Raw genomic sequence first — 26578 nt, 5'->3', positions numbered from 1 at the left:
GATGCCGGTGGTGAGCTTAGGAGACCCTGAGTGTGCGCTGGAGAGGCCAGGCACGAGGTGCGGAATCGTTAGGGTCATCGGACCCGGTCAGCCAGAGAAATGCGACGAGAATCGTCGCAAGGACGAGCGATCCGATGGCGACGACACCGTCGCCGAAACCCAGTCCGATCGGTTGCGGCTTGCCGAGCCAATCAGCCACCGACGCACCAAGCGGGCGGGTGAGCACGTAAGCGGTCCAGAAGGCGGCGACGGCGTTGAGGTGGAGGTACTTCCAGCCCACGCCGGGCACCACCATGAGACATGCGTAGAGCACGATGGAGCCGGCGAATCCCAATCCGAGGAAGAATGCGCTCCAGTCTCCCAACGCTGTCCCGAGCGCGAAGGTCAACAGGACTGTGCCCCAGTAGAAGATCTCTCTTCGTCGCGTGGTGATCTCATGGATGTTGAGCGTGTGTTCGGTTCGGTACCACAGTGTCATCCACAGTCCGAGTGCGATCGCGTAGCCAAGACTTGTTTCCGTTGTGGACAGTCCGACGACGTGCAGCCCGTCGGCAACGACCGTGCCGAACACTGCCACTCCCGCTACCGCGAACCAATAGGTGGGTGCGTGGTAGGCACGCGACCGGAGCTGCAGCCACAAGCTCATACCCATCCAGACGACGCCCACGACCACCGGAACCGCAAGACCGAATGTCGCCAGATAGTCCGACATCGCCTCTCCCATACCGGTTGTCACGATCTTGACAACCCAGAACATGACGCCGATCGCGGGCACCTTGATGGCCAGCTGCTCGTTCAGGCCGACACGAATTCGGCTCGGCGACTTCGCTTCGGTAGGCGCCACTGACGCCGAAGCGTCGTGAGAGGACTCCGACATAGAGATTCCTATCGTAGGTTTCCGGAAGGGAGACGCGCTTGCGCGTCGTCGCGAAAGCCGCTTGTACAAAGGGTGATTGAAGGACTCCGCGTCCGCGCCGAATCACCGACGCAGTCAACAGTATTGAGGCCGCGGCACGGCTGCGAATCGGACTCAGCACCGGTTAAGAAACTCAGCGCCCGTTGAGATGGCCCGCGGCTTCGTCGAGCGAACCCTTGTACTCAGTGTGACTCAGCATCTCCACAGGGCTGCTGATCAATAGTGACATCATGTCGAGCTACATTCGCGTGTCGGGCGGATTGGCGTTGGCCCTTGTCCTTGTGGTTGCGTGTGTCGCACTGCGCATCTCGGGCGGCGGCCCACTGCCCATTGACACAACGATCATGTCTGCGGCGAATCGACTTCATACGCCTCACCGGACATCGGTCGTCGACGTTGCGACTCAGGCTTTTAGCCCGTGGGCGATCGCTGTCTGGACTGCTCTCGCGGCGCTCATTCTGTACGTGTGCGATGCGAGTGTCCTGCGCGCCGTCATGTTGATTGCCACAGTCGCGAGCGCCGGGGCGCTGTGTGCGACGTTGAAAGTGCTGGCTGCGCGCCCGCGCCCGCCGGTCGCAGACCAGGTGGGCGTATTGGAAACCACCTATTCGTTTCCCTCTGGCCACGTGGCTGGGACTGCTGCACTGGTGGTCGCCGCGGCTTCCCTCGTAGCACGGTCGGCGGGCGGTGGTGCTCGCACTGCGTTGTGGGTGTGCGCCGTCGTCGCGGTTGTGTTCGTCTGCGCAACGCGCCTGTATCTCGGTGTTCAGTGGATGTCAGATGTGGTCGCTGCTGTTGTTGTCGCCTGCGCTGCAACGCTACTCGTGCTCCCTATCGTTGAATTGGCAGTGGCGAAGTGGACGTCCCGAAGACGCAGCGTCCTCATCGTGGCGATCCTGTTGGTTCTCAGTGCCGTCGCGGTGATTCTGGCAGTCGACGGTGACGGCATATCCGATGGAGCGTCCGCGGCGCGACAGGCAGGACACCTGGCTGGTGTATGGGCCACCGAGTATGCGGAGTGGTTCTCTGCCCATCACTGATCGGAGAGGCCGGTGGCATCCCACCTTCGCCTCTGTCAGAGAAGGTCTCGGGAAACCATTTCGACAGTGACGAGCGCGGCCACTGCACTCACCGCCAGCAACGAGATCAAGACGAAGAGTTGCATGATCGCCGCTGCGGTGGTCGAGGCTCCACCGAGAACCATCCCGACGAACGCGCCCGGAATGGTGACGAGGCCAACTGAGCGGGTCTGATCCAGTCCGGGAATCAATGCTGTTGCCGCAGTAGGCCTGATGATCTCCAGTCGGGCATCGCGCGACGAGAACCCCAGTGACAGTGCCGCTTCGACCTCGCCGTGCCGAGTGCGAAGTTCATCGTGCGCGCGCTTGCCGGCGATCGACGTCGTATTCATCGCACCTCCGAACATGATTCCGGCGGTCGGGATGATCGCGATGCCAGTGGCGGGTAGTACGCCCACAGCAACCAGTGTCACGACGATCAGGATTGTGCTGGCTGCTACCGGGACGAGGCACCGGATTGTCTTCCGCACGCTCGCACGGTGTGCTGCTGACACGCGACCTGCCGAGGTCGCCGCGGCGGTGATCGCCATGACGACTACGAATACTGCCGATGCCCACAGGGCGTGGATGACTAGCGCCAATACTGCTGCCAGAACAGCTAACTGGCAGACTGCGCGGGTCGCGGACCGTGCGGTCGCTGCGGCGAGTGCGCGATCGTTGTATCGGTTGACGGCGATCGCGATCACGGCGAGCACTGCGATGGAGACTGCCAGGGCTGGACCGAGATGGACGACGGTGTGGTCAGCTTTCACGAGCGGCTCCGTCTGCCGACTCGGGAAGACCGACACACATGTGGGGCATCCTTGCTGGTGGAAGCTTAGGGGACGCTGAGTAGCGCCACTATGGATACATACGGCCGACTAGGCTTCGGAAGGTGTATCAGCGTGCAAGGACGATTCTTGGCCGACTTGTCGCCTGGACTCGTCCCGTACGCATGCGGCTCACGCTTCTCGCGACCGGCCTCGTCGCATGCGCGTTGGCAATCGCGGCGGTGGTCATGGTCGAAGCACTACATCACGTGTTGCTGCGGAGTGCTGATGCCGCCACATTCGCGCGCGCAGAGCAAATAGCGAGCTCGTTGTCGGCTGAAGGTGTCGGGGGTATCGACCCGGCGCTGCTCGCGAGCGGCCAGAACATAGCGGTCATACAGATCACCGACGAGTCGGGCGCTCTGAGGTTGGCCAACAAACCCGTCTACTCGCGACCGATGTCACCTCCGTTGGCCGCCGGGCAGCGGTTGACGATCCACGGCGCGCACGCCACCGACACCGAGCAGGAATTCCAGGCGAGCGCCTACGGGGTCAAGACACCCGAAGGAGTCTTCACCATCCAGGTCGGCGCGGAAGAGGCGCCCATCAATGCCACCGTTGTCGCGCTCGGGATACTGTGCTCCATCGTCTTTCCATTCGTCGTTGTCGGAATGGCCTTCCTCACTTACGTTTTCGTGGGGCGCGCACTTCGTCCCGTCGACGATATCCGCGCACGCGTCGAGGAGATCTCGGGTGGTGACCTCACCCAACGGGTCCCGGTACCCGCTACGGGCGACGAGGTGTCTGCGCTGGCCGTGACCATGAATGAGATGCTCGCCCGTATCGAGGTGTCACGAACGCAGCAACTGCAGTTCGTCAACGATGCGTCGCATGAGCTGAACAGTCCACTGACCACACTTGTTGGGCTGCTGGATCTTTCGAGTGTCAAACGCCAGCCCATCGATCCGGACACGGTCGATTCCGTGATGCTCCCCGATGCTCTGCGCCTTCAACAGATGGTTGCCGATCTCCTGCTTCTTGCCCGCGCCGATGAAAGTGGAGTGCCACTACTTCTCGATGACGTCGATCTCGACGAGATCGTCAGTGCAGAAGTCACCCGACTCGACGCGGTGACCGATCACGTCGTCGACGCTCGAATCGTTGCCGCTCGGGTTCGCGGCGACGCAGACAAGCTCGCACGCGCGTTACGCAACATCGCCGACAATGCTGCGCGTCATGCCTCCAGTCGCCTGTCGGTGACGATGTCGAGAGACGTCGCGGATGCGACCGTCACGATCATGGTTGCCGACGACGGTGACGGTATCCCTGACGGCGACAAAGCCCGTGTCACAGAGCGATTCGTGCGCCTCGACGCCTCGCGGCAGCGCGAATCAGGCGGTTCGGGTCTCGGACTGGCTATTGTCTCGGAGATCGTCCGCGCCCACGGTGGGACCGTGGTGATCACGGACGCCGATGGTGGGGGAGCAGCAGTCGGCTTTCGGCTGAGCGTCGAGCAGAGCTTGGACTAGCCCGGACGTGCCTAGCCGCCCCCGTCGGCCGCCAGGCGATATCCGACGCCGCGCACAGTCTGAATTGCCTTGCACCCGAACGGGGTATCGATCCTCTTGCGGAGATAGCTCACGTAGACTTCGACGACATTCTCGTCGCCGCGATAGTTCACGTCCCAGACGGAGTCGAGAATCTCCGCTCGGGTGACCACCTCACCTTTGTGGCGCATCAGGAACTCCAGCATGCTGAATTCCCTTGGCGTGAGGGTGAGTTCCGTCTCGCCGCGGGACGCGACGTGGGCTGCCGGGTCGAGAGACAGGGTGCCGGCAGTGAGTACTGCCGGTCGTTCGGGTGCGCCGCGGCGGGCAAGTGCGCGCATCCGCGCGATCAACACGATGAACGAGAACGGCTTGGTCAGATAGTCGTCGGCGCCGAAATCGAAGGCGTCGGCTTGGTCGTACTCGCCGTCCTTGGCCGTCAGCATCAACACGGGTGTCCACACCTGGGAACGTCGTAGCGAACGTACGACCTCGTATCCGTTGAGGCCCGGCATCATGATGTCGAGCACGATCACATCGAAGCGCTCGGAGGTGGCCTTCTCCAGGCCGAGCGCACCGTCGTGCACGACGTCGACCACCCAGCCCTCGGCCACCATCATCCTGCGGACCGTCTCGACGACGTTACGGTCGTCGTCGACTACAAGGATGCGCACGCCACCTTCACCGCCTCTTCTCCGAACACAGTGTGCGCGATCGCCGCTGTGGAGACACTGAGTGGTCCCGTGTGGGCCGAGGGGGCGGTAGATGTGTGTCGTACGTGAGGTTGTGGGTGCTGCAGCGCCCACATCCTTCGATTCGACACACATTTGTCGGCCGGGGAGCACCGTCGCGTGACACGAGCGGTGACTTATGTCACAAAACTACCAAACCTGAGTGGAATGGACTCAACTCTACTCGCGTTGAACAACTCGAGTGGCCATAATTGAGCCACGGAGACTTAAGAACGCAACGCAAACGTAGAGAAAGAGGTACCACGAAGTGGACAGCTTCACCCCGACCACCAAGACACAGCAGGCGTTGAGCGCTGCCGTGCAGGCGGCGGCCGCTGCTGGTAACCCCGACGTACGTCCCGCCCACATCCTGGTGGCATTGCTCGACCAGTCCGATGGGATCGCATCGCCGCTGCTCAAGGCGGTCGGAGTGAATCCGTCGACTATTCGCGCACAGGCCCAGGCCATGGTCGATCGGGCGCCGACGGTGTCGAGTGCCAGCGCTCAGCCGCAACTCTCCCGCGAGTCGATCGCGGCGGTCACGGCCGCCCAGCAGCTCGCGACCGAACTGAACGACGAATATGTCTCCACCGAGCACCTCGTCGTCGGATTGGCGACCGGTGATTCCGACGTCGCCAAGCTGTTGCATGACAACGGCGCAACCCCGCAGGCGCTGCAGGAGGCGTTCGTCGCCGTCCGTGGCACCGCGCGCGTGACGTCCGAAGACCCCGAATCCACCTATCAGGCGTTGGAGAAGTACTCGACCGACCTGACCGCGGCTGCCCGTGAGGGCAAGCTCGACCCGGTCATCGGGCGCGACTCCGAGATCCGTCGTGTGGTGCAGGTGCTCAGTCGTCGTACCAAGAACAACCCGGTGTTGATCGGTGAGCCAGGTGTCGGCAAGACCGCCATCGTCGAGGGGCTTGCTCAGCGCATCGTCGAAGGTGACGTGCCGGAGTCGTTGCGCAACAAGACCGTTGTCTCGTTGGACCTCGGATCGATGGTCGCGGGCGCCAAGTACCGCGGCGAGTTCGAGGAGCGGTTGAAGGCCGTGCTCGACGAGATCAAGGGATCGGCCGGACAGGTCATCACATTCATCGACGAGCTGCACACCATCGTAGGTGCCGGTGCCACAGGCGATTCCGCCATGGACGCGGGCAACATGATTAAGCCGATGCTTGCTCGTGGTGAGCTGCGACTCGTCGGTGCCACGACCCTAGAGGAGTACCGCAAGTACATCGAGAAGGACGCCGCACTGGAGCGTCGTTTCCAGCAGGTGTACGTCGGCGAGCCGAGCGTCGAAGACGCAATCGGCATCCTGCGTGGCCTGAAGGAGCGGTACGAGGTGCACCACGGTGTGCGCATCACCGACTCCGCATTGGTCGCTGCCGCAACACTTTCCGATCGCTACATCACCTCGCGCTTCCTGCCCGACAAGGCCATCGACCTTGTCGACGAGGCGGCGTCGCGCCTGCGGATGGAGATCGACTCGCGCCCCGTCGAGATCGACGAGGTCGAGCGTGTCGTCCGACGCCTCGAGGTCGAAGAGGTCGCGCTCGAAAAGGAGCACGACGAGGCGTCGAAGCAACGTCTGGAAAAGCTGCGTCAGGAACTGGCCGATCAGAAAGAGAAGCTCAACGAGCTCTCCGCGCGCTGGCAGTCGGAGAAGACCGCCATCGACGCCGTTCGCGACACCAAAGAAGAGCTGGAACGCCTTCGCGGAGAAGCGGATCGCGCTGAGCGTGACGGCGATCTCGGCCGCGCGGCCGAGCTGCGCTACGGCAAGATTCCGGGCTTGGAGAAGGAGTTGGAGGCCGCGATCGAGAAGACCGGCACCGACCCTGACGAAGACGTGATGCTGCAGGAGGAGGTCGGCCCCGACGACGTCGCACAGGTCGTGTCGGCGTGGACGGGCATCCCCGCGGGCAAGATGCTCGAGGGTGAGACCGCCAAGCTGCTGCGCATGGAAGACGAACTGGGACAACGCGTCATCGGTCAGAAAGACGCTGTCGTCGCGGTCTCCGACGCCGTGCGGCGTGCACGCGCAGGCGTCGCCGATCCGAACCGGCCACTGGGATCGTTCCTGTTCCTCGGACCGACGGGTGTTGGCAAGACCGAGCTGGCCAAGGCGCTGGCGGAGTTCTTGTTCGACGACGAGCGCGCGATGGTGCGCATCGACATGAGTGAGTACGGCGAAAAGCATGCCGTCGCAAGGCTTGTCGGTGCACCTCCCGGCTACGTCGGCTACGAGCAGGGCGGTCAGTTGACCGAGGCTGTGCGGCGTCGTCCGTACACGGTGGTCCTCTTCGACGAGGTCGAGAAGGCTCACCCCGACGTCTTCGACATCCTGCTGCAGGTTCTGGACGAAGGACGCCTGACCGACGGTCAGGGCCGCACCGTGGACTTCCGCAACACCATCCTCATCCTGACGTCGAACCTCGGTTCCGGCGGCGACAAGGACCAGGTGATGGCGGCAGTGCGCGCGGCCTTCAAGCCGGAGTTCATCAACCGACTCGACGACGTCGTGATCTTCGACGCGCTGAGCCCGGAGGAACTGGTGTCGATCGTCGACATCCAGCTCGGCCAGCTGCAGAAGCGACTCGCACAGCGTCGCCTCGAGTTGCAGGTCACGCCCAAGGCCAAGGAATGGCTCGCCGAGCGGGGATTCGATCCGCTCTACGGTGCGCGTCCGCTGCGTCGCCTGGTGCAACAGGCCATCGGCGACAAGCTCGCCAAGGCGTTGCTCGCCGGTGACGTCCGCGACGGCGACGTCGTGCCGGTCAACGTGAGCGCCGACGGCGACGGGTTGGTTCTGGGCTGACCGCCACAGGATTGACACGTCGACACGGCTGACACGCCGACAGGCCAGAAAGGTCCCGACCCATTCGTGGGTCGGGACCTTTCTTTTTTGAGGGGGCCTTGCGGTTTGGGGACTCTGTGCGCGTTCAGGTGCTCAGGCGGCAGGAACCGCCGCGATGTGCGGCTCGAGACGCTTGAGGGCCTGCCGGATACGCGACTTCGCGGTCGGCAGCGCGACGCCGAGTTCGTCGGCCACCTCGCGGTAGGTCATGCCGCGGAAGTAGGCGAGCTCGATGGCTTCGCGCTGCAGTTCGGTCAGCCGTGAGAGCAGGGATCGCACCTCGCGAACGGTTTCGCGACGCTCAGCCGATTCGCTGACGACGTCGTGTTCGATCCGGGTGGACTGTTCGGCCGTGCTGTAGACGTGAAGTCGACGCTTTGCCGCGGTCTCCGAGCGGACCCGGTCGACGGCTCGTCGGTGCGCGAGCGTCATCAGCCACCCGAGCGGCGAACCCGACTCCGGGTCGAAAGTGTGCGCTGACCGCCACACCGTGAGGAAGACCTCCTGCGTGGTTTCCTCGCTGAGGCCTCGATCGCGCACGATGCGCAGAACCATGCCGTAGACACGGTGACTGGTTTCGTCGTAGAAGGCGGCAAAGGCGTGCGCGTCTCCCTCCGCGATGCGGGAGAGCAGTGCAGACAGGCGTCCCGTTGAATCACTCATGTCGAGCTCCTGTTGTCGTAGTGCGCAGCGCCGACTTCTCGACGTGGGCTAAACGCTAGGTCTTCGGAGGCGAAGACCGTCAGGGGCAACGGCGGATTGCGACGAACTCGAAACCGAGGGCACCCGCGGTCACGAAGTAATAACGCGACGGGACGTTATAGGTTAACGATTTTCATGGATGAACGCGTCAGTCGTCAGTCAGAGCTTGATAGAGCCAGGAAACGACGAGCGCACCCGGATCGACGACGCCGCGCGCATTCTCGCCGACGTAGCTTGCTCGACCCTTGGTTGCGGTTGTGTCACGCGTGGATTCGGCGCCATCAGCAGCCTTCTGGGCGACGTCGGCGAGAGAGTCGCCATTCTCCAACGCGTCGACGGCCGGGCTGAGAGCGTCGACCATCGTGTTGTCACCGACCTGGGCGCCGCCGAGATCCTGGATCTCTGCGAGCGCATGCGAGGAACCCTCGCGGATTGCGGCCTCGACGTCGTCTGTCTCGGTGAAGGCGTTGGCCAACTCGCGGAATAGCACGCCGAAGATGACGCCGGACGTCCCGCCGGAGCGGACGAGATACGACGTGCTGATGGCGTTCAATACCTGGCTGTCGGTACCGCGCACCGGAAGGCTGAAGTGAGACAGGGCGGCTTCCATGTTGGTTCCGAAATCGCCGTCACCTGCCTTTTGGTCGAGCTCGGTCAGATCGTCGATCGACTCCTGGACGTGTCGGACAAAGCGTGTCAGCCACTCGTTCTCAGCTCCGTCGTCTGCGGAGTCCGAGGGTTCGGCGAACGTGGTGTCGCTCAGCGGGGCGGTACCACGCGCCGGATTGGCCGCCCATCCCGGCGCGGTGGTCGGGGCGTCGAAGAGCGACACGATCTCGTCGTCGGCTCGCAGTAGGGTGATCGAGACGCCACGCATGTCGAGGGCCGTGACGAATGTTCCTACCATCGGCCTGGCGATCGAGATCCCGCGACGATCAAGGTCTGCGACGACCTCACCGAACACGAGGTCGAGTTCGAGTGGGTGGGCGGCGCCCAAGCCGTTCACCAGGCAGATCACTTCTTCGCCGTGGGTGAGTGAGAGTGCGTCGACGAGCGGGTCGACCATGCGATTGACGAGTTCACGGGCACCGACGCGGGCGGTGCGTTCACGGCCGGCTTCGCCGTGGATGCCCACTCCGAACTCCATCTCGTCGGCGTCGAGCTCGAAGGTCGGCGCAGACTTCGACGGCATGGTGCACGCGTGATAAGCCACCGAGATGCTGCGGGCGTTGTCCGCTACGCGCCGGCCGATGTCGGCGACGGTGCCGAGATCGTCGCCGCGAGCTGCTGCGGCTCCACAGATCTTCTCGACCAGGATGGTCGCTCCGGTTCCTCGACGACCGGGGCCGGTTGCGGAGTCTGATGCCACGTCGTCGGCGACGATCACATGATCGGTCTCGATGTCATCGCGCACCAGGTGCCGCGCGATGCGGAAGTTCATGACGTCGCCGGTGTAGTTCTTCACGATGTGCAGCACGCCCGCGCCGCGGTCCGCCCACCGTGTGGCACCGACGATCTGCAGGGCATTGGGCGAGGTGAAGACCAGTCCGGGGCATGCGGCGTCGAGCATGCCGGTGCCGATCATTCCGGAGTGCATGGGTTCGTGGCCTGACCCGCCGCCGGAGACGAGGGCGACGTTGCTTTCGCCGTCGCGCTCGCGCAGGTGGAGGAAACCGGGGTCGGACTGCCAGACGATGTCGGGGTGAGCGGCAACAAAACCGCGGAGCGAGTCGGTGATGAAGGTGCCCGGTGAATTCAGGATGTAGTCGCTCACGCAATCCACCGTATCGGTAAAGCGGATGGAGGTGCCGATCGTGTCGGAGTCCCGCGATACGCTCGGCGGCGGCGGACTGGGAGGCAGGGCACATGGTGGACGTGATCGTTGGCGACGATGGTGTGTCGCGTTGTACCTGGGCAGCGGTCGAGCCCGAGACGACCTATCACGACACGGAGTGGGGATTTCCGCTCACCGGCGACACCGCGCTGTTCGAGCGGGTCTGCCTCGAAGGCTTCCAATCCGGCCTGAGCTGGCGAACGATCCTCACCAAACGCGAAAACTTCCGAGCCGCATTCGCGGGTTTCGACGTCGAGAAGGTCGCCCGCTTCACCGAGCGTGACGTCGAACGTCTTCTCGGCGACGCCGGGATCATTCGTCATCGCGGGAAGATCGAAGCGTCGATCAACAATGCGCGTCGGGCGAGCGAACTCATCGATGCCGAGGGGTCGTTGGAATCCTTCTTCTGGCGGTACGCGCCTGCAGCAGAACATATTCCGGGTTCGATGACGTTGTCCGAGGATTCGACGAGGCTCTCGAAAGATCTCAAGAAGCGCGGTTGGAAGTTTGTCGGTCCGACCACGATGTTCGCGCTGATGCAGGCGTCGGGGATGGTCAACGACCACGCCTACGACTGCGTGACCCGGCCGACAGTTGCCGCGGCCATCGAGGATTATCTGGCGTTGCAGTGACCCTTGACTTCGAGTGAGGTTGAACTTTTAGCCTCGTCAGCATGACCGCCGATGCCAGTTGTTCATCGCACCACTCACGCGTCATGCGTCGCGCGCATGTGCCGTCACTGACCACTCCCGGCGTGCTGCGGACCTGCGGCGGCCTGCACTGTGTCAGTGCGGCACCGAGCGCATCGGCCCTTCCGTGTCAGGAAGCCGACGCCGACCTGTGGTTCGCCGACGACCCTCGTGACCTCGAGCGGGCGAAGGCGATGTGCGCCGACTGCCCGCTGCGGGCGCAGTGCCTGCAGGCCGCGCTTGATCGTGCCGAGCCCTGGGGTGTCTGGGGCGGCGAGATCTTCGAGCGTGGTGCGGTGATCGCGCGCAAACGTCCTCCCGGCCGCCCGCGCAAGACCGCAGCCTGACATGGACGGGCACGACCCACGCGGCCCCCGGCTGTAGCCCCCGAGACGGTGTCTGGGGCTGGCGCTCGCGCGGGCGCCGAGCGATCCGTATGACGTTCACGCCGGAAATGGGCCCGGACTGTCATACGGATCTGCGGCGCTGCGCCAGGTCGGGGTGCTGCTCGAGCGTCCGGCGATCCGTATGACGTCGACCCCGGAAATGGGCCCAGGTTGTCATACGGATCTGCGGCGCTGCGCCGGGTCGGGGTGCTGCTCGACCGCCCAGCGATCCGTATGACGTCGACCCCGGAATCCGGCCAAACTGTCATACGGATCGGGCTCATGCGACAAGACGATGTCACCCCGGCTAGGTGGTCACCGCGGGTAGGTGGTGATGGTTTCGCCTGTGCGGGTGCTGGTCCAGGTGATGGAGAGGTCGGTGTGGTCAGCCCGGGGTGTTGCGACCCAATCCAGCCATATCCGTTAGTTCCGCAACCCAACGTAGTCGCAGCGGTTAACGTATGACGCGGCGCACATTTGAGTCGAAGGAGCTTGAGTGGTCAAGGCGACGAAGACGATATGAGAAAGAGTGGGATACCGCTGGCTGGAGGGCGACTGTTCGTACGGTATCAAATCCCTATTTGATGAGGCTCATGCTAAATGACCCGAGCCACTACTTGCAGGTCGATCGGATCGAAGGAATGGCTCCGTAGTTACTGGATCAATTTGCCTCTAGAGCGAAAAGAGGTATGCGCGACAAGGCTGGCCGCGCAGGATGAGGGAACCTTCGACTGTTTCTCACTATCCGATATCTCTGGATAAATGGACCGGGATGACTTCCATACGGTGCTGGGCAAGGGTTCCCGTGTTGGCGTACCTGGGGTCCGACTCTACAGAAATTAGGGCGTGATGAAGTCTGACAAGTCAGTATCAATCTACGCGGTAGTCGCCGGATTAGTCATTTGGTTGGCTGCTAACACATTCTTTGTACTGTTTGGCGAAGCGGTGGTGCCGGAGAGCAGGGCTGCGGCGGCCATTTTCCTGATAGCGTTCGCTCTGCTTGCTGCGCTGGCTGGAGTCGGTGCAACTGCAATACCCGCACTCTTAGGAAAAGCTTCTGCGTATATCCCTGAAATGTCGCAACGTATCGCGCTTGGTTTGGTACTTGTGGGGGTAACAGGGGACGGGATAATCATGATGATTTGGGACGGAGGGTATCCCAGACTTTCAGATAGACAGTTCGATGTGTTCGTCACGTCGTTGTTCGTCGCATACGGATTGATGGGCGTCGGCGCGCTTGCAGGCCGCTACTTTGTGCCAGCGAGTGCGCAGCGCAGCATCCCGGACAGGACATAACGTCTGGGTGCACGTCGACCGGGACGTTGTCGGGCGGCGAAGCGGGCGAGGATTGACTCCTGCGATTCGATGTTGCCGCCGGCTACCTACACGGCTCAGCAGCGGGTCGAAAAACTTGTGCGCTCAAACTGTCAACAATCCGACAATGTGTCATCATGCCTGCATGGAGTACGAATTCGGGTGGGGTGATGGCCCCGGCGAGCAGGTTGGCATCGGGATCGTCTGCCCGTTCGATATGGCTCTCGACCGCGAGCTGTGGCGCTGGATGCCCGACGGCGTCTCGCTGTATTTCACCCGAACCGGATTCATCGACGCTCCGGTCGACGTCGACATGTGCAAGGACCTGAACAACCACGCCGAGATCGCGGCGGCGGTGCGCGCGATATCGGCCGTTCGGCCCAGTGCATACGCGTACGCGTGTGCGTCGGGCAGCTTTGTCTACGGCATCTCCGGGGCCGTCGAACTCTCCAACTGCATGTTGGGTGCCGGTGCGCAGCGTGCGGTCACGACGTCGGAAGCGCTGTTACGCGCGTTGGATGCGTTGGGAATCAGTCGGATAGCCGTGGCGACGCCCTATACGAATGCGCTCACCGGGTTGCTGTGCGACTTTCTCGCGCAGGCCGGACGCAGCGTGGTGGCGCAGGCCGGACTCGGTCGTGACCACGACATCTGGACCATTCCGTATTCGGTCACGGCCGATCTGATCCGTGGCGCCGACCATCCGGACGCGGACGCGATCTTCGTGTCCTGCACCAACCTCTGGACCTACGACGTCCTCGGCGCACTCGAAGCCGAACTCGGCAAGCCGGTGCTCTCGGCCAACCAGGTGACCGCGTGGGCGACGCTCGTCGACGCCGGCGTGCTGTCGCCAGGGATCACTCACTCCTACGCGGTACGTGCTGCCGACCAGTCGCTGTTCGCACGCGCCGCGTGAGCGACTCCGATATCGGGTTGAGCGAAGTAGGGTTGGGTATGGCCACCGATAAGCCCTTCGACGCTGCGACCGATGCAAAGTACGTGCAGCTGACCACTTTTCGCAAAGACGGGACGCCGGTGTCGTCGCCTCTGTGGGCGGCCTACGACGGCGGGTCGCTACTGATGTGGACAGAGACCGACTCGTGGAAGGTCAAGCGGATTCGACGCGACTCGCACGTCGTCGTCCAGGCGTGTGATGCGCGCGGAAAGAAGCTCCAGGGTCAACCGGTGGACGGAACCGCGACGATCCTCGACGCCGCCGGTACCGATCGCGCGCGCAGCGCGATCTCGAAAAAGTACGGCATCGTCGGCTGGGGTCTCGTCAAGGCAAGCCTGATCCGTCGTGGCAAGGATGGGACGATCGGCATCGCGATCACACCGCGCTGAGGCGACGCCGCCGGGCAGCGGGAATCTCGTGATAGCAACGTGCCCACACCATTTCGTGTTCGACGGGGCTGATCGCACCTGAAGCGAGACGACCATCGGCGTCGCGCAGGGCAGCGGCGAGTTCGCAGATACTCCGCTGGGTAGCTCGGGCGGTGGCGTCGGTTCCGTAACCCGTCCACGCCTCCATTGTGCGTGTCTGCGTGCGCACCAGGTGGGTCCGCTGCCCCACGACCACAACCGTCGCGAACGCGACAACCATTCCACTCAGCATTCCGGCAAGCCCGGAGCGACCCATCCACGACGCGATCAACGCTGCGGTCAACACCGTCGCGATCGCGACGAAGGGTAGTGCCCGCCACACGCGCAGCCAGCGCGCGTCGTCCTCGCTGGTGCCGGGCGGATACACGACGATGCGATGGCAGACCCAATGGCGCGCGTAGCCGACCTGGACGTATCCCCAGCGCGACGATCCTGACTCGTTCATGTGATCGGTTCTAACTCCTACACACGCGGGAGAGCATATTCCTCACGACTTCTCGACGCCGTGAGCGCAGATCTTGACGCGCCTTTGACGCGCCTTTGACGAGGCCCGCTGCACGGCTGAGTCGGTTGGCGCGAAGGTTGCGTCAACAAACCCCGGTGCCGCGTATGGAACGCGTTAAGAGGTCTTCCAACACAGACGAATTAGACAGAAGCTGTGGTGCGCCGTTCGCCAGCTCGACGTTCGGCATGCCCAGCCAAGGAGTGTGACAAGTGGCCGATGTGCTTTATGTACTCGCCGCGTTGATCGGCTTCGCGATATGCGTCCTGGTGGTCCGGGGCGTCGACGCGAGGATCGGCCGATGACTGCAGACGGAGTGTTGAACGTGGTTCTGCTGGTCCTGTCGGCGGCGACAGCGATCTACCTCATGATCGCGCTGATCAAGCCGGAAAGGTTCTGAACGTGAATTCATCCCTTGCGGGGGCGCTCCAGGTGGCGTTCGTCGTCCTGGTTCTCGCAGTCGTCTACGTGCCGCTGGGCGACTACATGGCCCGCGTGTACCGCAGCACTCGCGACCTGCTGCCCGAGCGCGTGATCTACTCGTTGGCTCGCGTCGACGCCCGACGCGAACAGACGTGGGTCGGCTATGTGCTTGCGGTACTGGCCTTTTCGCTGATCTCGTTTCTCTTTCTCTATCTGCTGCAGCGGCTACAGGGCGTGCTGCCCTGGTCGGACGGCAAGGCAGGTGTCAATCCCGCGACGGCGTTCAACACCGCGATCTCGTTTGTCACCAACACCAACTGGCAGTCGTATTCGCCAGAAGTGGTGATGAGCAACCTTTCCCAGATGCTCGGACTCGCGGTGCAGAACTTCGTGTCTGCCGCCGTCGGCATGGCTGTGGCCGTAGCGCTCATCAGGGGATTGGTGAACCGACGCGGCGACGGCCTGATCGGCAACTTCTGGGTCGACCTCACGCGTACATGCGTGCGTATTCTCCTGCCACTCAGCGTGATCGTTGCGATCGTCCTGCTGACTCAGGGTGTGGTGCAGTCGTGGCACAGCGGCTTCGGCTTCACGACGATGTCGGGCGATCCTTCTCGAAGCATGGTGGGGCCGTTCGCTTCTCAGGAGGCGATCAAGGAACTCGGAACCAACGGCGGCGGCACGCTGTCGGCGAACTCGGCGCATCCGTTCGAGAATCCGACGCCGTTCAGCAACGTCGTGGAAATCCTTGCGATCCTGATCATTCCGATCTGCCTGACACGTACCTATGGCACGCTGGTGCGCGATCGACGCCAGGGCCTCACGCTGCTCGGCGTGATGGCGGCGATCTGGGGCGTGATGCTCGCGATCGTGTGGAGTTTCGAATCGCACACCAACGGTCTCGCCGCTCAGGCTGCCGGCGCGATGATGGAGGGCAAAGAACAGCGTTTCGGTATTCCCGGAAGTGCGTTGTTCGCCGTCTCGACGACCGGAACATCAACGGGCGCAGTCAATGCCGCGCACGACAGCCTCTCCGCCGGTGGTGGCGGAGCGGTGATCTGGAACATGCTTCTAGGCGAGGTCGCGCCCGGCGGCGTCGGCACCGGCCTCTACGGAATCCTGATGATGGCTGTGGTCACGGTGTTCGTCGGCGGTCTACTCGTCGGACGCTCGCCGGAGTTCCTCGGAAAGAAGATCGGCCAGAACGAGATCACCATGGCGGCGCTGTACGTACTGGTCATGCCCGCTCTGGTGCTCGTCGGCGTCGGTGTCAGCGTTGCGATGGGTTCGACGCTCGACGCCCAGGGCAACAGCGGCGACCCAGGGACTCCGGGATCGATCCACGGGTTCTCCGAGGTGATCTACGCGTATGCGTCGGCAGCGAACAACAACGGCAGCGCGTTCGGTGGGCTGACGGTCACCAGTGACTGGTTCCAGACGTCGCTCGGAATGGCGATGCTTCTCGGCCGGTTCTTGCCGATCGTGTTCGTGCTCGCGCTCGCGGGGCTGCTCAGCCGCCAACGCCCGCGCGGGGTGGTCTCGACAGGCTCGACCAGCGGTGGGAGCTCGACCAGCGAGGAGGGCTCGACCGGCGAGGTGGTCTCGACAAGCTCGACCAGCGGTGGGAGCTCGACCGGCGGTGGGGTGGTCTCGACAAGCTCGACCAGCGGTGGGGGCTCGACCAGCGAGGTGGGCTCGACCAGCGGGCAGGGCTCGACAAGCTCGGCCGGCGAGGAGGTCTCGACAAGCTCGACCAGCGGTAGCGGCGGGGTGGTTGCCGTCCTCGAGCGGCAGGAGGCCGTGCGCGCCGAGGCCAATCTCCCCACGCACGGAGTTCTGTTCGGCGTATTGCTACTCGGCACGATCCTTCTCGTGGCCGGTCTCACCTTCTTCCCGGCCATGGCGCTGGGACCCATCGCGGAGGCACTTCTGTGAGCGTCAACACCATCGAATCCGATGTGACACCCGAGGAGGCGACGGTCGAACAGCGTGAGGAGACACAACTGGTCTCGCGCGGCTCGTTCGATCCTCGTCAGCTCATCACGTCGGTTCCGCAGGCACTGCGGAAACTCAACCCGCGCGACCAGGCGCGCAATCCGGTCATGTTCGTCGTGTACATCGGGTCGATCGTGACCACGGTGCTCGCGATCTGGCGGCCGTCGTGGTTCGCCTGGCTGATCGCGGCGTGGCTGTGGTTCACCGTGCTCTTCGCCAACCTGGCCGAGGCCGTCGCCGAGGGCCGCGGTCGGGCACAGGCCGATTCACTGCGAAAGGTGAAGCGCGACAGCTTGGCTCGTCGACTCGACGAGAGTGGTTCGATCTCGCAGGTCTCGGGAACGGCCCTGCGGGTCGGCGATCTGATCGTCGTCGAGGCCGGTGAGGTGATCGCGGGCGACGGCGACGTCGTCGACGGCATTGCGACGGTCGACGAGTCGGCCATCACCGGCGAGTCCGCTCCGGTGGTGCGTGAGTCCGGCGGCGACCGCTGCGCGGTGACGGGCGGCACGGTGGTTCTCAGCGACCGGATCGTCGTCAAGATCACCGCCGCGCCCGGAGAGAGCTTCGTCGATCGGATGATCGCGCTCGTCGAGGGTGCGTCGCGCAAGAAGACGCCGAACGAGATCGCACTCGACATCCTGCTCGCGAGCCTGACGCTGATCTTCCTGCTCGCGGTGGTCGCAGTCGGGCCGATGCAGCAGTATGCGGGCCAGAGTCCCGATGCGATCAAGCTGATCGCGCTGCTCGTCTGCCTGATCCCGACGACGATCGGTGCGCTGCTCAGCTCGATCGGTATCGCGGGCATGGACCGGCTCGTGCAGCGCAACGTGCTCGCCATGTCGGGCCGTGCGGTGGAAGCCGCGGGCGACATCGACACCCTGCTGCTCGACAAGACCGGCACCATCACCTTCGGTAATCGTCGAGCCACCGAGATCTTCCCCGGCCCGGGCACCTCGACGGCCGAGCTCGCCGAGGTGTCCTACCGCTGCAGTCTCGCCGACGACACTCCCGAGGGCCGCAGCATCGTCGAATTGTGTTTGGACGAGCACGATGTGGTGCCCGCCGACGCGGAAGCGCTTGCCGCGACGCGTGGTCACGAGCATCCCGAGTTCGAGGTCGTGCCCTTCACCGCGGAGACGCGTATGAGTGGCATCGATGTACGCACGGGTCCCGGCCCCGTCGTCGAGTACCGCAAGGGTGCCGCCGACGCGGTCGCGCGCTGGGTGACGAAGCTCGGTGGCGACATGCCGGTCGAGGTGACCGAACGGGTCGCCGAGATCTCGAACGGCGGAGGTACGCCCCTGGTCGTGGCCGTCAACGACGAGACGCCGCGTGTGCTGGGTGTGATCCAACTGTCGGACGTCGTGAAACCCGGTATGACAGAACGCTTTGCGCAATTGCGTGAGATGGGTATCCGCACGGTCATGGTGACCGGCGACAACCCCCTCACCGCGAAGGCGATCGCCGCCGAAGCAGGCGTCGACCACTTCGTCGCCGAGGCGACACCGGAGGACAAGCTGGCACTGATCCGTGCCGAGCAGTCGGGTGGACGACTGGTCGCGATGACCGGTGACGGCACCAACGACGCCCCCGCGCTCGCGCAGGCCGACGTCGGTGTGGCGATGAACTCGGGAACGTCGGCGGCGAAGGAAGCCGGCAACATGGTCGACCTCGACTCCGACCCGACCAAGCTCATCGACATCGTGGCCATCGGCAAACAGCTGTTGATCACTCGCGGCGCACTGACCACGTTCTCGCTGGCCAACGACCTCGCGAAGTACTTCGCGATCCTGCCTGCGATGTTCGTGAGCATCTATCCGCAGCTCGACACGCTCAACATCATGCGGCTCCACTCGGCACAGTCGGCGATCGTGTCGGCGGTGGTGTTCAACGCGCTCATCATCGTCGCGTTGATCCCGCTCTCGCTGCGTGGTGTGCGGTACCGACCCAGCTCGGCGTCGAAGTTGTTGGGGCGCAACCTACTCGTCTACGGCGTCGGCGGTGTGATCACCCCCTTCGTGGGGATCTGGCTCATCGATCTCGTCGTCCGCTTCCTCCCGGGAATGGGGTAATCGCAGCATGAACACCATCACGTCCGGATTCCTCCGGCAGTGTGCCGTCGCGTTCGCGATGCTCGTGGCGCTGACAGTGATCCTCGGCGTCGCCTATCCGACGGTTGTCTGGGCGGCATCGCGCATCGGGTCGAACTCAGCAGAGGGGTCGCAGGTGACCGACGCCAAGGGCTGTAACGCCGGGTCGTCGCTGATCGGGGTCGATCCGAAGGCACCCGCTGGGACTCCCGACAGCTATCTGCACGCACGGGTGCTCGGCTCGGCCGACGATCCGATGGCCACCGGCGATCCGTCGGCCTCGGCCGCGAGCAATCAGGGCCCCAACAGCGAGACGCTCGCGCACAACATCACCGCGCGCCGCGCGTTGATCGGCGAGCGTGAGGGCGTCGCACCGTCGGCGGTGCCCGCGGACGCCGTGACGGGTTCCGGCTCGGGCCTCGACCCGCAGATCAGCCCCGAATACGCAGCGATCCAGATCCCGCGGATCGCCCGGAACAGCGGAAAGTCGCAGGCTGCCGTCCGTGAGATCGTCGACGCTCACACGTCGGGTCGGCAGTTCGGATTCCTGGGGCAGCAGCGCGTCAATGTGCTCGAGGTGAACCTCGCGCTGGGTCACACGGTGTGCAAGTGATCGCCGGTCGCGCTGATTAGACTCAGTTCCATGGGTTCAGGTGCTGACACCCGGGGACGACTCGAAGTCTTCCTCGGGTGTGCGCCCGGAGTCGGCAAGACCTACGAAATGCTTTCGCATGCACGAGGTCTCGCCGACGAGGGTGTTGATGTGGTGATCGCGGTTGTCGAGTCGCACGGGCGCTCGGCAACCGCGGCTCTCACCGATGGTCTCGAGGAGATTCCGCGCCGCGAGGAGGTGTATCGCGGGGCCGTCCTCGACGAGATGGATATCGACGCCGTGCTGGCGCGTGCCCCACGCGTCGCACTCGTCGACGAACTGGCGCACACGAATGCTCCCGGATCGCGAAATGCCAAGCGCTGGCAGGACATCGAGGAGTTGCGCGACGCGGGCATCGACGTGCTGACAACGGTCAATGTGCAGCATCTGGAGAGTCTGAACGACGTCGTCGCACAGATCACCGGTGTCATCCAGCGCGAGACCGTTCCCGACGCCGTGGTGCGTGCCGCTGACGAGATCGAGTTGGTCGACATCGCCCCGCAGGCGCTGCGTCAACGACTCAGCGCGGGCAAGGTGTACCCGGCCGGACGCATCGACGGGGCGCTCTCGAACTACTTCCGCCAGGGAAATCTGACGGCCCTGCGCGAACTGGCACTACTGTGGCTCGCCGACCGCGTCGACGACAATCTCGCCGACTACCGCGCGGCGCACGCGATCACCGACACGTGGGAAGCACGCGAGCGCGTGGTGGTCGCGATCACCGGTGGACCCGAATCCGCGACCCTTATGCGTCGAGCGAGTCGCATTGCGTCACGGTCGAGCGCGGAACTGGTTGTGGTGCATGTGGTCCGCGGAGACGGACTCGTCGGGACGCCCGCTGCCGAACTGTCCCGGCTGCACGAGTTGGCCGAAGGGTTCGGCACGCGAATCCACACCGTCGTCGGCGACGACATCCCGTCGACGCTCCTCGACTTCGCACGCGGCGTCAACGCGACGCAGTTGGTGCTGGGTACGTCGCGCCGCCCGCGCTGGCAACGACTCTTCGACGAGGGCGTCGGCGCGAATGTCGTTGCGCACAGCGGGAAGATCGACGTCCACATGGTCACCCACGACGAGACGCGTCGTCGAAACCGGCTCGACATTCGCGACACGCGCTTCCATCGTCCGTTGAGCTGGGTCGCGGCGGTCGTGGTGCCGGTGATCATGACGGTCATACTCGCCGTCCTGGACCGTTGGTTGGGGTTCGCCAGCGAGTCGGCATTGTTCTTCGTGACGGTGCTCGCGGTCTCGCTGTTGGGCGGCATCGGGCCTGCGGCATTGTCGGCGGTGGTGGCCGGCCTGCTGCTCAACTACTTCTTCACCAACCCACGGTTCACGTTCACCATCAACGAGCCCGACAATCTCATCACCATCCTTGTCATGCTGGTGATCGCGATAGCGGTTGCCGCACTGGTCGATTCGGCCGCGAGCAGGCGTCGGCAAGCCAGCCTGGCGAGCCGTGACGCCGAGTTGCTGGCGCTGTTCTCCGACGCCGTGCTCGGCGGGGCTGACGTGTCGGCACTGCTGCAGCGCGTGCGTGAGACCTACGACCAGGCCGCGGTGTCGGTGGTGCACAAAGCGGATGGTCGACGCGTCGTCGACGCCGCCGTCGGAGACGACCCGCCGCAGCGCGCCGAAGACGCCGATACGATCTGCCCGGTCCCCGGTGGAGAGTACGAATTGCTGTTGCGCGGGCCGAAACTCGGCGGTCGGGATCGACGAGTACTCACGTCGGTGGCAATCCAGGCCGCCGGCGCGGTGCAGCGTCGTCGACTCGAAAGAGAGGCGTCCGAGGCACGTGCACTGGCCCAGACCGACGAGATGCGTCGTGCACTGCTGTCCGCGGTGAGCCACGATCTGCGCACACCGTTGGCCGGCGCGAAAGCCGCGGTCTCGAGCCTACGTGCGGGCGACGTGACATTCAGCCCGGAGGACACCTCAGAACTCCTCGAGACAATCGACGAGTCGGTCGACCATCTGTCGGCGCTTGTCGGAAATCTGCTCGACTCGTCGAGGCTCGCGGCAGGTGCCGTGCGGCCAAGACTCGCGCGCACCTACCTCGTCGAGGTGGTGCACCGTGCAGCGACCGCGGTGAGCTGGGTCGGTGGGCCCATCCCGGAGATCGCCTTCACCTTCCACGCGATGTGGGCATACACCGACGGTGGACTGCTCGAACGCGTCCTGGCCAACCTGATCGACAACGCGGTGCGCCACGGTGGGGGAGGTGGCGCCGGTGTCGAGGTCACGGCAGAGTCCGAGACCGACGACGACGGTATGCCGCGTACCGTCATTCGTGTGATCGACCACGGCTCCGGGATTCCCGCCGACAGACGCGGGCAGATCTTCGACGCCTTCGTTCAGGGTGGCGACCGCAACGGTGCCGACGGCGGCGTCGGGCTGGGTCTGTCTGTCGCGCAGGGGTTTACCGCCGCGATCGGCGGCACGCTCGGTGTCGAGGAGACACCGGGCGGCGGCACCACGATGGTCGTCTCACTTCCGGCGGAGGACGACGAGTCATGACCGACGGAATCCGAGTTCTCGTTGTCGACGACGAACCACAGTTGTTGCGGGCCTTGCGAATCAATCTGAGCGCCCGTGGTTTCGCTGTCACGACGGCGTCGACGGGAACCGCGGCGCTGACCGCGGCAGCCAAGGTCAACCCGCAGGTGGTTGTCCTCGACCTCGGGCTTCCCGACATCGACGGCTTCACGGTTCTGGAGGGATTGCGCGGGTGGACCAACGTGCCGGTCATCGTGTTGTCGGCGCGCGGCGAATCGGTCGATAAGGTGGCTGCGCTCGACGCGGGTGCCGACGACTACGTCACGAAACCCTTTGGGATGGACGAGTTCCTGGCGAGACTGCGTGCAGCGGTGCGTCGTGGAGTCGCTGCACCGGATGCGTCGGAGGTGCCGGTCGTCGACGCGGGAGACTTCGTGGTCGACCTCAGCGCGAAGCAGGTGTCGCGCCACGGTGAGCAGGTCCACCTGACGCCGACCGAGTGGGGGATTCTCGAACTGCTCGTGCGCAACGAGGGAAAACTGGTGGGGCAGAAGGACATCCTGAGTACCGTGTGGGGTCCCAAGTACCTCAACCAGACCAACTATCTGCGCGTGTACCTGGCCAGTCTGCGCCGCAAACTCGAAGACGACCCGGCGCATCCGGTGCATCTGCTCACCGAGGCCGGGATGGGGTATCGCTTCGTACGGGGACACTCGGCACCTGAGCAGGCTGGGTCTGATCAGGCGGAGTCTGAACAGGCTGGGTCTGAAGAAGCAGTGTCTGACTGAACAACGCGCCCAGCTTGTCGGAGCGCGGGGTTGCGCCCGCCAGCCGCGCACCCTCCCAGGCGGTCACCTGGTTCGCGGTGAGGACCGGTTTACCCACCTGCGCCTCGAGGTCGTTGATCCAGGTTGCCGTGTGTAGTGCGGTGTCGGGAATCAGGATGGCTTGTGCCGCAGGCTGATCGGCGGTGACGACCATGTCGAACAGGGTGTCGCCGTCGATGAACCCGGCGTCGGTCGCGGTCAGAATGTCGTTGGCGCGCATGCCGACCACCTCGATGTCCGCGCCGGCGAGGAACGTCGTGAATCCCGCGGCGACGTCGCTCGGATAGCTCGCCGCGACCGCGACCGAGTCGATTCCGAGCGCTCTGCACGCCTCGGCAAACGCGAGCGACGTCGACGATGCGGGTAGTCCCGCAACCTCGGACAACTGCGCGGCCTGCCGTTGTGCGCCCTCCCACCCGTAGAGGAAGCTGCCCGAGGTGCACGCCCACATCAACGCTGCGGGGTCGTGCGTGCGTGCGCGCTGTGCGCCGTCGAGCAGTCGGTCGGACTCGCCGACAGCCCGCATGGCGCCGACGGTGTGGTCGTCGGAGTCGATCTCGGTGATCACCACGGGCAGGCGAATCGACGGGCCGAGTGCGTCCTCGATGAGCTGGTAGTCGTCCTCGGCCGCGTGTCCCGGGTAGAGGACCGCGGTGATAGCGGTTGTCACGGGTTGACCTCCCGACTAGATTGTCAACAATCAAACAATTGTTGTTCTCACCGTATCGGAACCGGAGGTGACCATGCAGGACTCAGTGCGCACGATGTCGGCGTCGGAGCTCGGTGACGCCTACCGCAGTGGATTGCTGAGCCCTGTCGACGTCGCTGCCGAGTTACTGGACACCATCCCGCAGGTGAACGCCGAGATCAATGCCTTCTGCGTCGTTGACCCGGACACGACGATGGCTGCCGCACGCCAATCGGCGGCTCGCTACGCCGCGTCGACGCCCATCGGTCCGCTCGACGGCGTACCGGTGTCGATCAAGGATCTCCTGCTCACCGAGGGTTGGCCGACGCTGCGCGGCTCGTTGACGCTGAGCCCTGACACACAACGATCTGATGTCGACGCTCCAGCGGTGGCACGACTGCGCGAGGCGGGAGCCGTGCCACTCGGCAAGGTCACGACGCCTGAGTTCGGCTGGAAAGGCGTGACCGATAGCCCCCGCACCGGCATCACGCGCAATCCGTGGTCGACCGATCGGACGTCTGGCGGTTCGAGCGGAGGTAGTGCCGCTGCCCTCGCGTCGGGACTCGGGCCCCTGTCGGTCGGCACCGACGGTGGCGGCTCGATTCGTATTCCGGCTGCGTTCTGCGGAGTCGTCGGACTCAAGCCGACGCTCGGCCGGGTGCCGATGTATCCGCCGAGTCCGTTCGCGCCGGTCGCACACGTCGGACCGATGACGCGCAGCGTCGTCGACTGCGCGTTGTTGCTCGACGTCATCAGTGGTTTCGACTCGCGCGACTGGTCGGCGGGGCCGACGCCGCAACCTGTCGCCCCGGAGATCATCGCAGGCGCGCGGGGTTTGGACGGCGTCCGCGTCGCTTACAGTCCCGACCTCGGCTATGTCGTCAATGATGCTGCGGTGCAGTCGAATACCGAGGCTGCGGTCGGCGTTCTACGCGACCTCGGAGCCACGGTCGACGAGGTCGACATCGGGTGGGACGATCCGGTCTGGGCGTACCACACGGTGTGGTTCGCGGGAGCGGCCGCGGTGGTCGGGGCTCTGGACCCTGCCCTGCGGGATCGCGTCGACCCGAAACTGCTTGCGGCACTGGAACGTCACCACGACTTCAGTGCGGCCGACTATGTGGATGCCACTGCGCTGCGAATGGCAATGGGTACACAGATGGGTGCACTGCACGAGGACTACGACGTTCTGGTGACACCGTCGATGCCGTCCGTCGCATTCGAGGCGGGCGTCGACGTGCCTGCAGGTTCGTCGTCGCAGGACTGGACGTCGTGGACGCCGTACAGCTATCCGTTCAATCTCACCGGCCAACCTGCGATCACGGTGCCGAGCGGGTTTGCGCGGGACCCGCTGCTGCCCACTGGCATTCAGATCGTGGGAGCACGCCACGACGACGCGACAGTGCTGCGTGTGGCTGCGGCATATGAGTCGGTCGCGAACGTCGGCACGCTCGCAGATGCAGACTTTCGACGAAAGTCTGCTCACCTCAACGAAAGTCGAGATGGCTCGTGACCGATCGCTTCATCATCGTCAGCCTCACATCGCGCGATGTCAGCGCCAGGGCGAGACTGCTCGACGCCGAGGCGCCGCGCACCGCAGCCGCGGTGTGGGACGCTTTGCCGTTGGGGGGTCAGGTCTTTCACGGCAAGTTTGCGCGCAACGAGATCTACACGTTGGCGCCCGCGTTCGCGGCGCATGAACCGGGACCGGAGAACACGACGGTCACACCGATACCGGGCGACCTTTGCTATTTCACCTTCGACGGTGTATTGGACAATCCCGCTTACGGTTACGAATCCGGCGCCGCGCCGTCGGAACACTCACTGCTCATCGACCTTGCAGTCTTCTATGGTCGAAACAACTTGCTGGTCAACGGGGATGTCGGATGGGTTCCCGGAAATGTGTTCGCCACCATCACCGATGGTCTCGTCGAGTTCGCCGCGGCATGCAACGACATCTGGATGGGCGGCGCGCGCGGCGAAACCCTGACATTTGCGCGTGCATAGAGTACGAAGAAGAGGATGGTCACGATGACAATGGAGCGAACTCGATCGGAAGGTCGCCGTAGGGTTCTCGAACCGATCGAGCAGGAGTCGACACCTGCGATCATCGCCAGAAAGTTGCACGATGCGATTGCGAACGGTAACTTTCCGTCCGGTTCACAATTGACCGAAGCGGGTCTCGCAGCAGACCTGGGAGTGAGTCGGGGGCCACTGCGAGAGGCGATGCAACGCCTGACTGCAGAAGGGTTGCTGGTGAGTCACCGCAACCGAGGCTTGTTCGTCGTCTCGATGGATGACGACGACATCCGGGACATGTACATCGCCCGGACGGCCGTTGAACGTGCGGCAATAGAGCAGGTGATCGAACACGGCGACCCTGCGGCGGTGCAAGCTCTCACCGACGTGGTTGCGTTGATGCGTCGTCATATCGACGATCCGAACGGCGAAGACATGGCCGAAGCGGATATGCGGTTCCATCAGACTTTGGTGGAGTACGCGCGGAGTCAACGATTGTCGCGCTTGCACAGCACGATCCTCGTGGAAACGAAGATGTGTCTACGCGCGATGCGGGGAACGTATTCCTCGGGAAAGGAACGTACCGACGAACACCAGGCATTGGTGGACGCCATCGCGGCTGGAGATGCGAAGGCGGCCGACGAGCTGATGATCGAACACATGAGAGACGGTCTCCGCCGACTGCTCTAG

The 26578-nt window shown here is 64.2% G+C and carries 24 protein-coding genes; 17 read left to right on the top strand and 7 right to left on the bottom strand.

Annotated features, from left to right (window positions below; all coding sequences use genetic code 11):
* Positions 1-16: 16 nt before the first annotated feature.
* On the bottom strand, positions 17-877 hold the full coding sequence (locus tag ACRVY7_RS09360; RefSeq protein WP_431816846.1) for a COG4705 family protein: 861 nt from the start codon (positions 875-877) through the stop codon (positions 17-19).
* Between the two features lie 269 nt (positions 878-1146).
* Between ACRVY7_RS09360 and ACRVY7_RS09355 the strand changes: the two genes are divergently transcribed.
* A complete protein-coding gene (locus ACRVY7_RS09355) occupies positions 1147-1956 on the top strand; it encodes a phosphatase PAP2 family protein (RefSeq protein WP_431816845.1) in 810 nt (269 codons plus the stop codon).
* A gap of 35 nt (positions 1957-1991) precedes the next feature.
* Here the strand turns inward: ACRVY7_RS09355 and ACRVY7_RS09350 are convergent, their stop codons facing one another.
* The gene (locus ACRVY7_RS09350) at positions 1992-2747 is read right to left on the bottom strand and encodes an ABC transporter permease (RefSeq protein WP_431816844.1); all 756 of its coding nucleotides are present in this window, start codon (positions 2745-2747) and stop codon (positions 1992-1994) included.
* A 182-nt stretch (positions 2748-2929) separates the two neighbouring features.
* Here ACRVY7_RS09350 and ACRVY7_RS09345 point away from each other — a divergent pair, with 182 nt between their 5' ends.
* A complete protein-coding gene (locus ACRVY7_RS09345; RefSeq protein WP_431817065.1) occupies positions 2930-4273 on the top strand; it encodes a sensor histidine kinase in 1344 nt (447 codons plus the stop codon).
* Between the two features lie 11 nt (positions 4274-4284).
* Here ACRVY7_RS09345 and ACRVY7_RS09340 read toward each other — a convergent pair whose 3' ends face one another.
* Positions 4285-4965 (bottom strand): response regulator transcription factor, encoded by a 681-nt coding sequence (locus ACRVY7_RS09340; protein ID WP_431816843.1) that lies wholly within the window; start codon positions 4963-4965, stop codon positions 4285-4287.
* Between the two features lie 325 nt (positions 4966-5290).
* Here ACRVY7_RS09340 and clpB point away from each other — a divergent pair, with 325 nt between their 5' ends.
* Positions 5291-7843, top strand: a complete 2553-nt coding sequence (clpB, locus tag ACRVY7_RS09335; protein ID WP_431816842.1) for an ATP-dependent chaperone ClpB — start codon at positions 5291-5293, stop codon at positions 7841-7843.
* A gap of 132 nt (positions 7844-7975) precedes the next feature.
* Here the strand turns inward: clpB and sigK are convergent, their stop codons facing one another.
* Positions 7976-8545 (bottom strand): ECF RNA polymerase sigma factor SigK, encoded by a 570-nt coding sequence (gene sigK / locus ACRVY7_RS09330; RefSeq protein WP_049700012.1) that lies wholly within the window; start codon positions 8543-8545, stop codon positions 7976-7978.
* A gap of 187 nt (positions 8546-8732) precedes the next feature.
* On the bottom strand, positions 8733-10358 hold the full coding sequence (locus ACRVY7_RS09325) for a dihydroxyacetone kinase family protein (protein ID WP_049700119.1): 1626 nt from the start codon (positions 10356-10358) through the stop codon (positions 8733-8735).
* Between the two features lie 92 nt (positions 10359-10450).
* On the opposite strand from ACRVY7_RS09325, the gene ACRVY7_RS09320 reads away from it, so the two are divergent.
* The 5 genes from ACRVY7_RS09320 (at position 10451) to ACRVY7_RS09300 (ending at position 14151) form a co-directional block, all read left to right on the top strand.
* The gene (locus tag ACRVY7_RS09320; RefSeq protein WP_431816841.1) at positions 10451-11050 is read left to right on the top strand and encodes a DNA-3-methyladenine glycosylase I; all 600 of its coding nucleotides are present in this window, start codon (positions 10451-10453) and stop codon (positions 11048-11050) included.
* Between the two features lie 107 nt (positions 11051-11157).
* Positions 11158-11454, top strand: coding sequence for a WhiB family transcriptional regulator (locus ACRVY7_RS09315; protein ID WP_431817064.1), 297 nt, complete (start codon positions 11158-11160; stop codon positions 11452-11454).
* 888 nt (positions 11455-12342) lie between these two features.
* Positions 12343-12789, top strand: a complete 447-nt coding sequence (locus tag ACRVY7_RS09310) for a hypothetical protein (protein WP_431816840.1) — start codon at positions 12343-12345, stop codon at positions 12787-12789.
* Positions 12790-12952: 163 nt separating this feature from the next.
* Entirely contained in the window at positions 12953-13723 is a 771-nt protein-coding gene (locus ACRVY7_RS09305) for a maleate cis-trans isomerase family protein (RefSeq protein ID WP_431816839.1), read from the top strand.
* A gap of 38 nt (positions 13724-13761) precedes the next feature.
* On the top strand, positions 13762-14151 hold the full coding sequence (locus tag ACRVY7_RS09300) for a PPOX class F420-dependent oxidoreductase (protein WP_431816838.1): 390 nt from the start codon (positions 13762-13764) through the stop codon (positions 14149-14151).
* Here the strand turns inward: ACRVY7_RS09300 and ACRVY7_RS09295 are convergent.
* On the bottom strand, positions 14138-14635 hold the full coding sequence (locus ACRVY7_RS09295) for a DUF6611 family protein (protein WP_431816837.1): 498 nt from the start codon (positions 14633-14635) through the stop codon (positions 14138-14140). The genes ACRVY7_RS09300 and ACRVY7_RS09295 overlap by 14 nt on opposite strands.
* Before the next feature lie 358 nt (positions 14636-14993).
* Here ACRVY7_RS09295 and kdpF point away from each other — a divergent pair, with 358 nt between their 5' ends.
* The 6 genes from kdpF to ACRVY7_RS09265 are packed head-to-tail and all read left to right on the top strand — an operon-like array spanning position 14994 to position 23142.
* Entirely contained in the window at positions 14994-15092 is a 99-nt protein-coding gene (gene kdpF, locus ACRVY7_RS09290; protein ID WP_064861331.1) for a K(+)-transporting ATPase subunit F, read from the top strand.
* A gap of 2 nt (positions 15093-15094) precedes the next feature.
* Positions 15095-17050 (top strand): potassium-transporting ATPase subunit KdpA, encoded by a 1956-nt coding sequence (kdpA, locus tag ACRVY7_RS09285; RefSeq protein WP_431816836.1) that lies wholly within the window; start codon positions 15095-15097, stop codon positions 17048-17050.
* Between the two features lie 23 nt (positions 17051-17073).
* Complete coding sequence (gene kdpB / locus ACRVY7_RS09280) at positions 17074-19185, top strand: potassium-transporting ATPase subunit KdpB (protein ID WP_231894035.1); 2112 nt, start codon at positions 17074-17076, stop codon at positions 19183-19185.
* Positions 19186-19192: 7 nt separating this feature from the next.
* Positions 19193-19816: a potassium-transporting ATPase subunit C gene (locus ACRVY7_RS09275; protein ID WP_431816835.1), complete on the top strand. Its 624-nt coding sequence runs from the start codon at positions 19193-19195 to the stop codon at positions 19814-19816.
* A 30-nt stretch (positions 19817-19846) separates the two neighbouring features.
* Entirely contained in the window at positions 19847-22375 is a 2529-nt protein-coding gene (locus tag ACRVY7_RS09270; RefSeq protein WP_431816834.1) for a DUF4118 domain-containing protein, read from the top strand.
* Positions 22372-23142 (top strand): response regulator, encoded by a 771-nt coding sequence (locus ACRVY7_RS09265; RefSeq protein WP_431816833.1) that lies wholly within the window; start codon positions 22372-22374, stop codon positions 23140-23142. The genes ACRVY7_RS09270 and ACRVY7_RS09265 overlap by 4 nt, the downstream gene beginning before the upstream one ends.
* On the opposite strand, the gene ACRVY7_RS09260 is transcribed toward ACRVY7_RS09265, so the two are convergent.
* Positions 23027-23851: a maleate cis-trans isomerase family protein gene (locus ACRVY7_RS09260; protein ID WP_431816832.1), complete on the bottom strand. Its 825-nt coding sequence runs from the start codon at positions 23849-23851 to the stop codon at positions 23027-23029. The genes ACRVY7_RS09265 and ACRVY7_RS09260 overlap by 116 nt on opposite strands.
* A gap of 73 nt (positions 23852-23924) precedes the next feature.
* Here ACRVY7_RS09260 and ACRVY7_RS09255 point away from each other — a divergent pair, with 73 nt between their 5' ends.
* From ACRVY7_RS09255 to ACRVY7_RS09245, 3 genes are read left to right on the top strand one after another with little or no spacing between them, the layout of a single operon-like run.
* Entirely contained in the window at positions 23925-25382 is a 1458-nt protein-coding gene (locus ACRVY7_RS09255; RefSeq protein WP_431816831.1) for an amidase, read from the top strand.
* Positions 25379-25876: a DUF3830 family protein gene (locus ACRVY7_RS09250; RefSeq protein ID WP_431816830.1), complete on the top strand. Its 498-nt coding sequence runs from the start codon at positions 25379-25381 to the stop codon at positions 25874-25876. Before ACRVY7_RS09255 ends, ACRVY7_RS09250 begins: the two co-directional genes overlap by 4 nt.
* 15 nt (positions 25877-25891) lie before the next feature.
* Positions 25892-26578 (top strand): GntR family transcriptional regulator, encoded by a 687-nt coding sequence (locus tag ACRVY7_RS09245; protein WP_049699998.1) that lies wholly within the window; start codon positions 25892-25894, stop codon positions 26576-26578.

The organism is Gordonia jacobaea (assembly GCF_965344965.1).
Taxonomy (GTDB): domain Bacteria; phylum Actinomycetota; class Actinomycetes; order Mycobacteriales; family Mycobacteriaceae; genus Gordonia; species Gordonia jacobaea.
The sequence above is the reverse complement of the archived record's forward strand: the minus strand, read 5'-3'. Positions and strand labels throughout refer to the sequence as shown.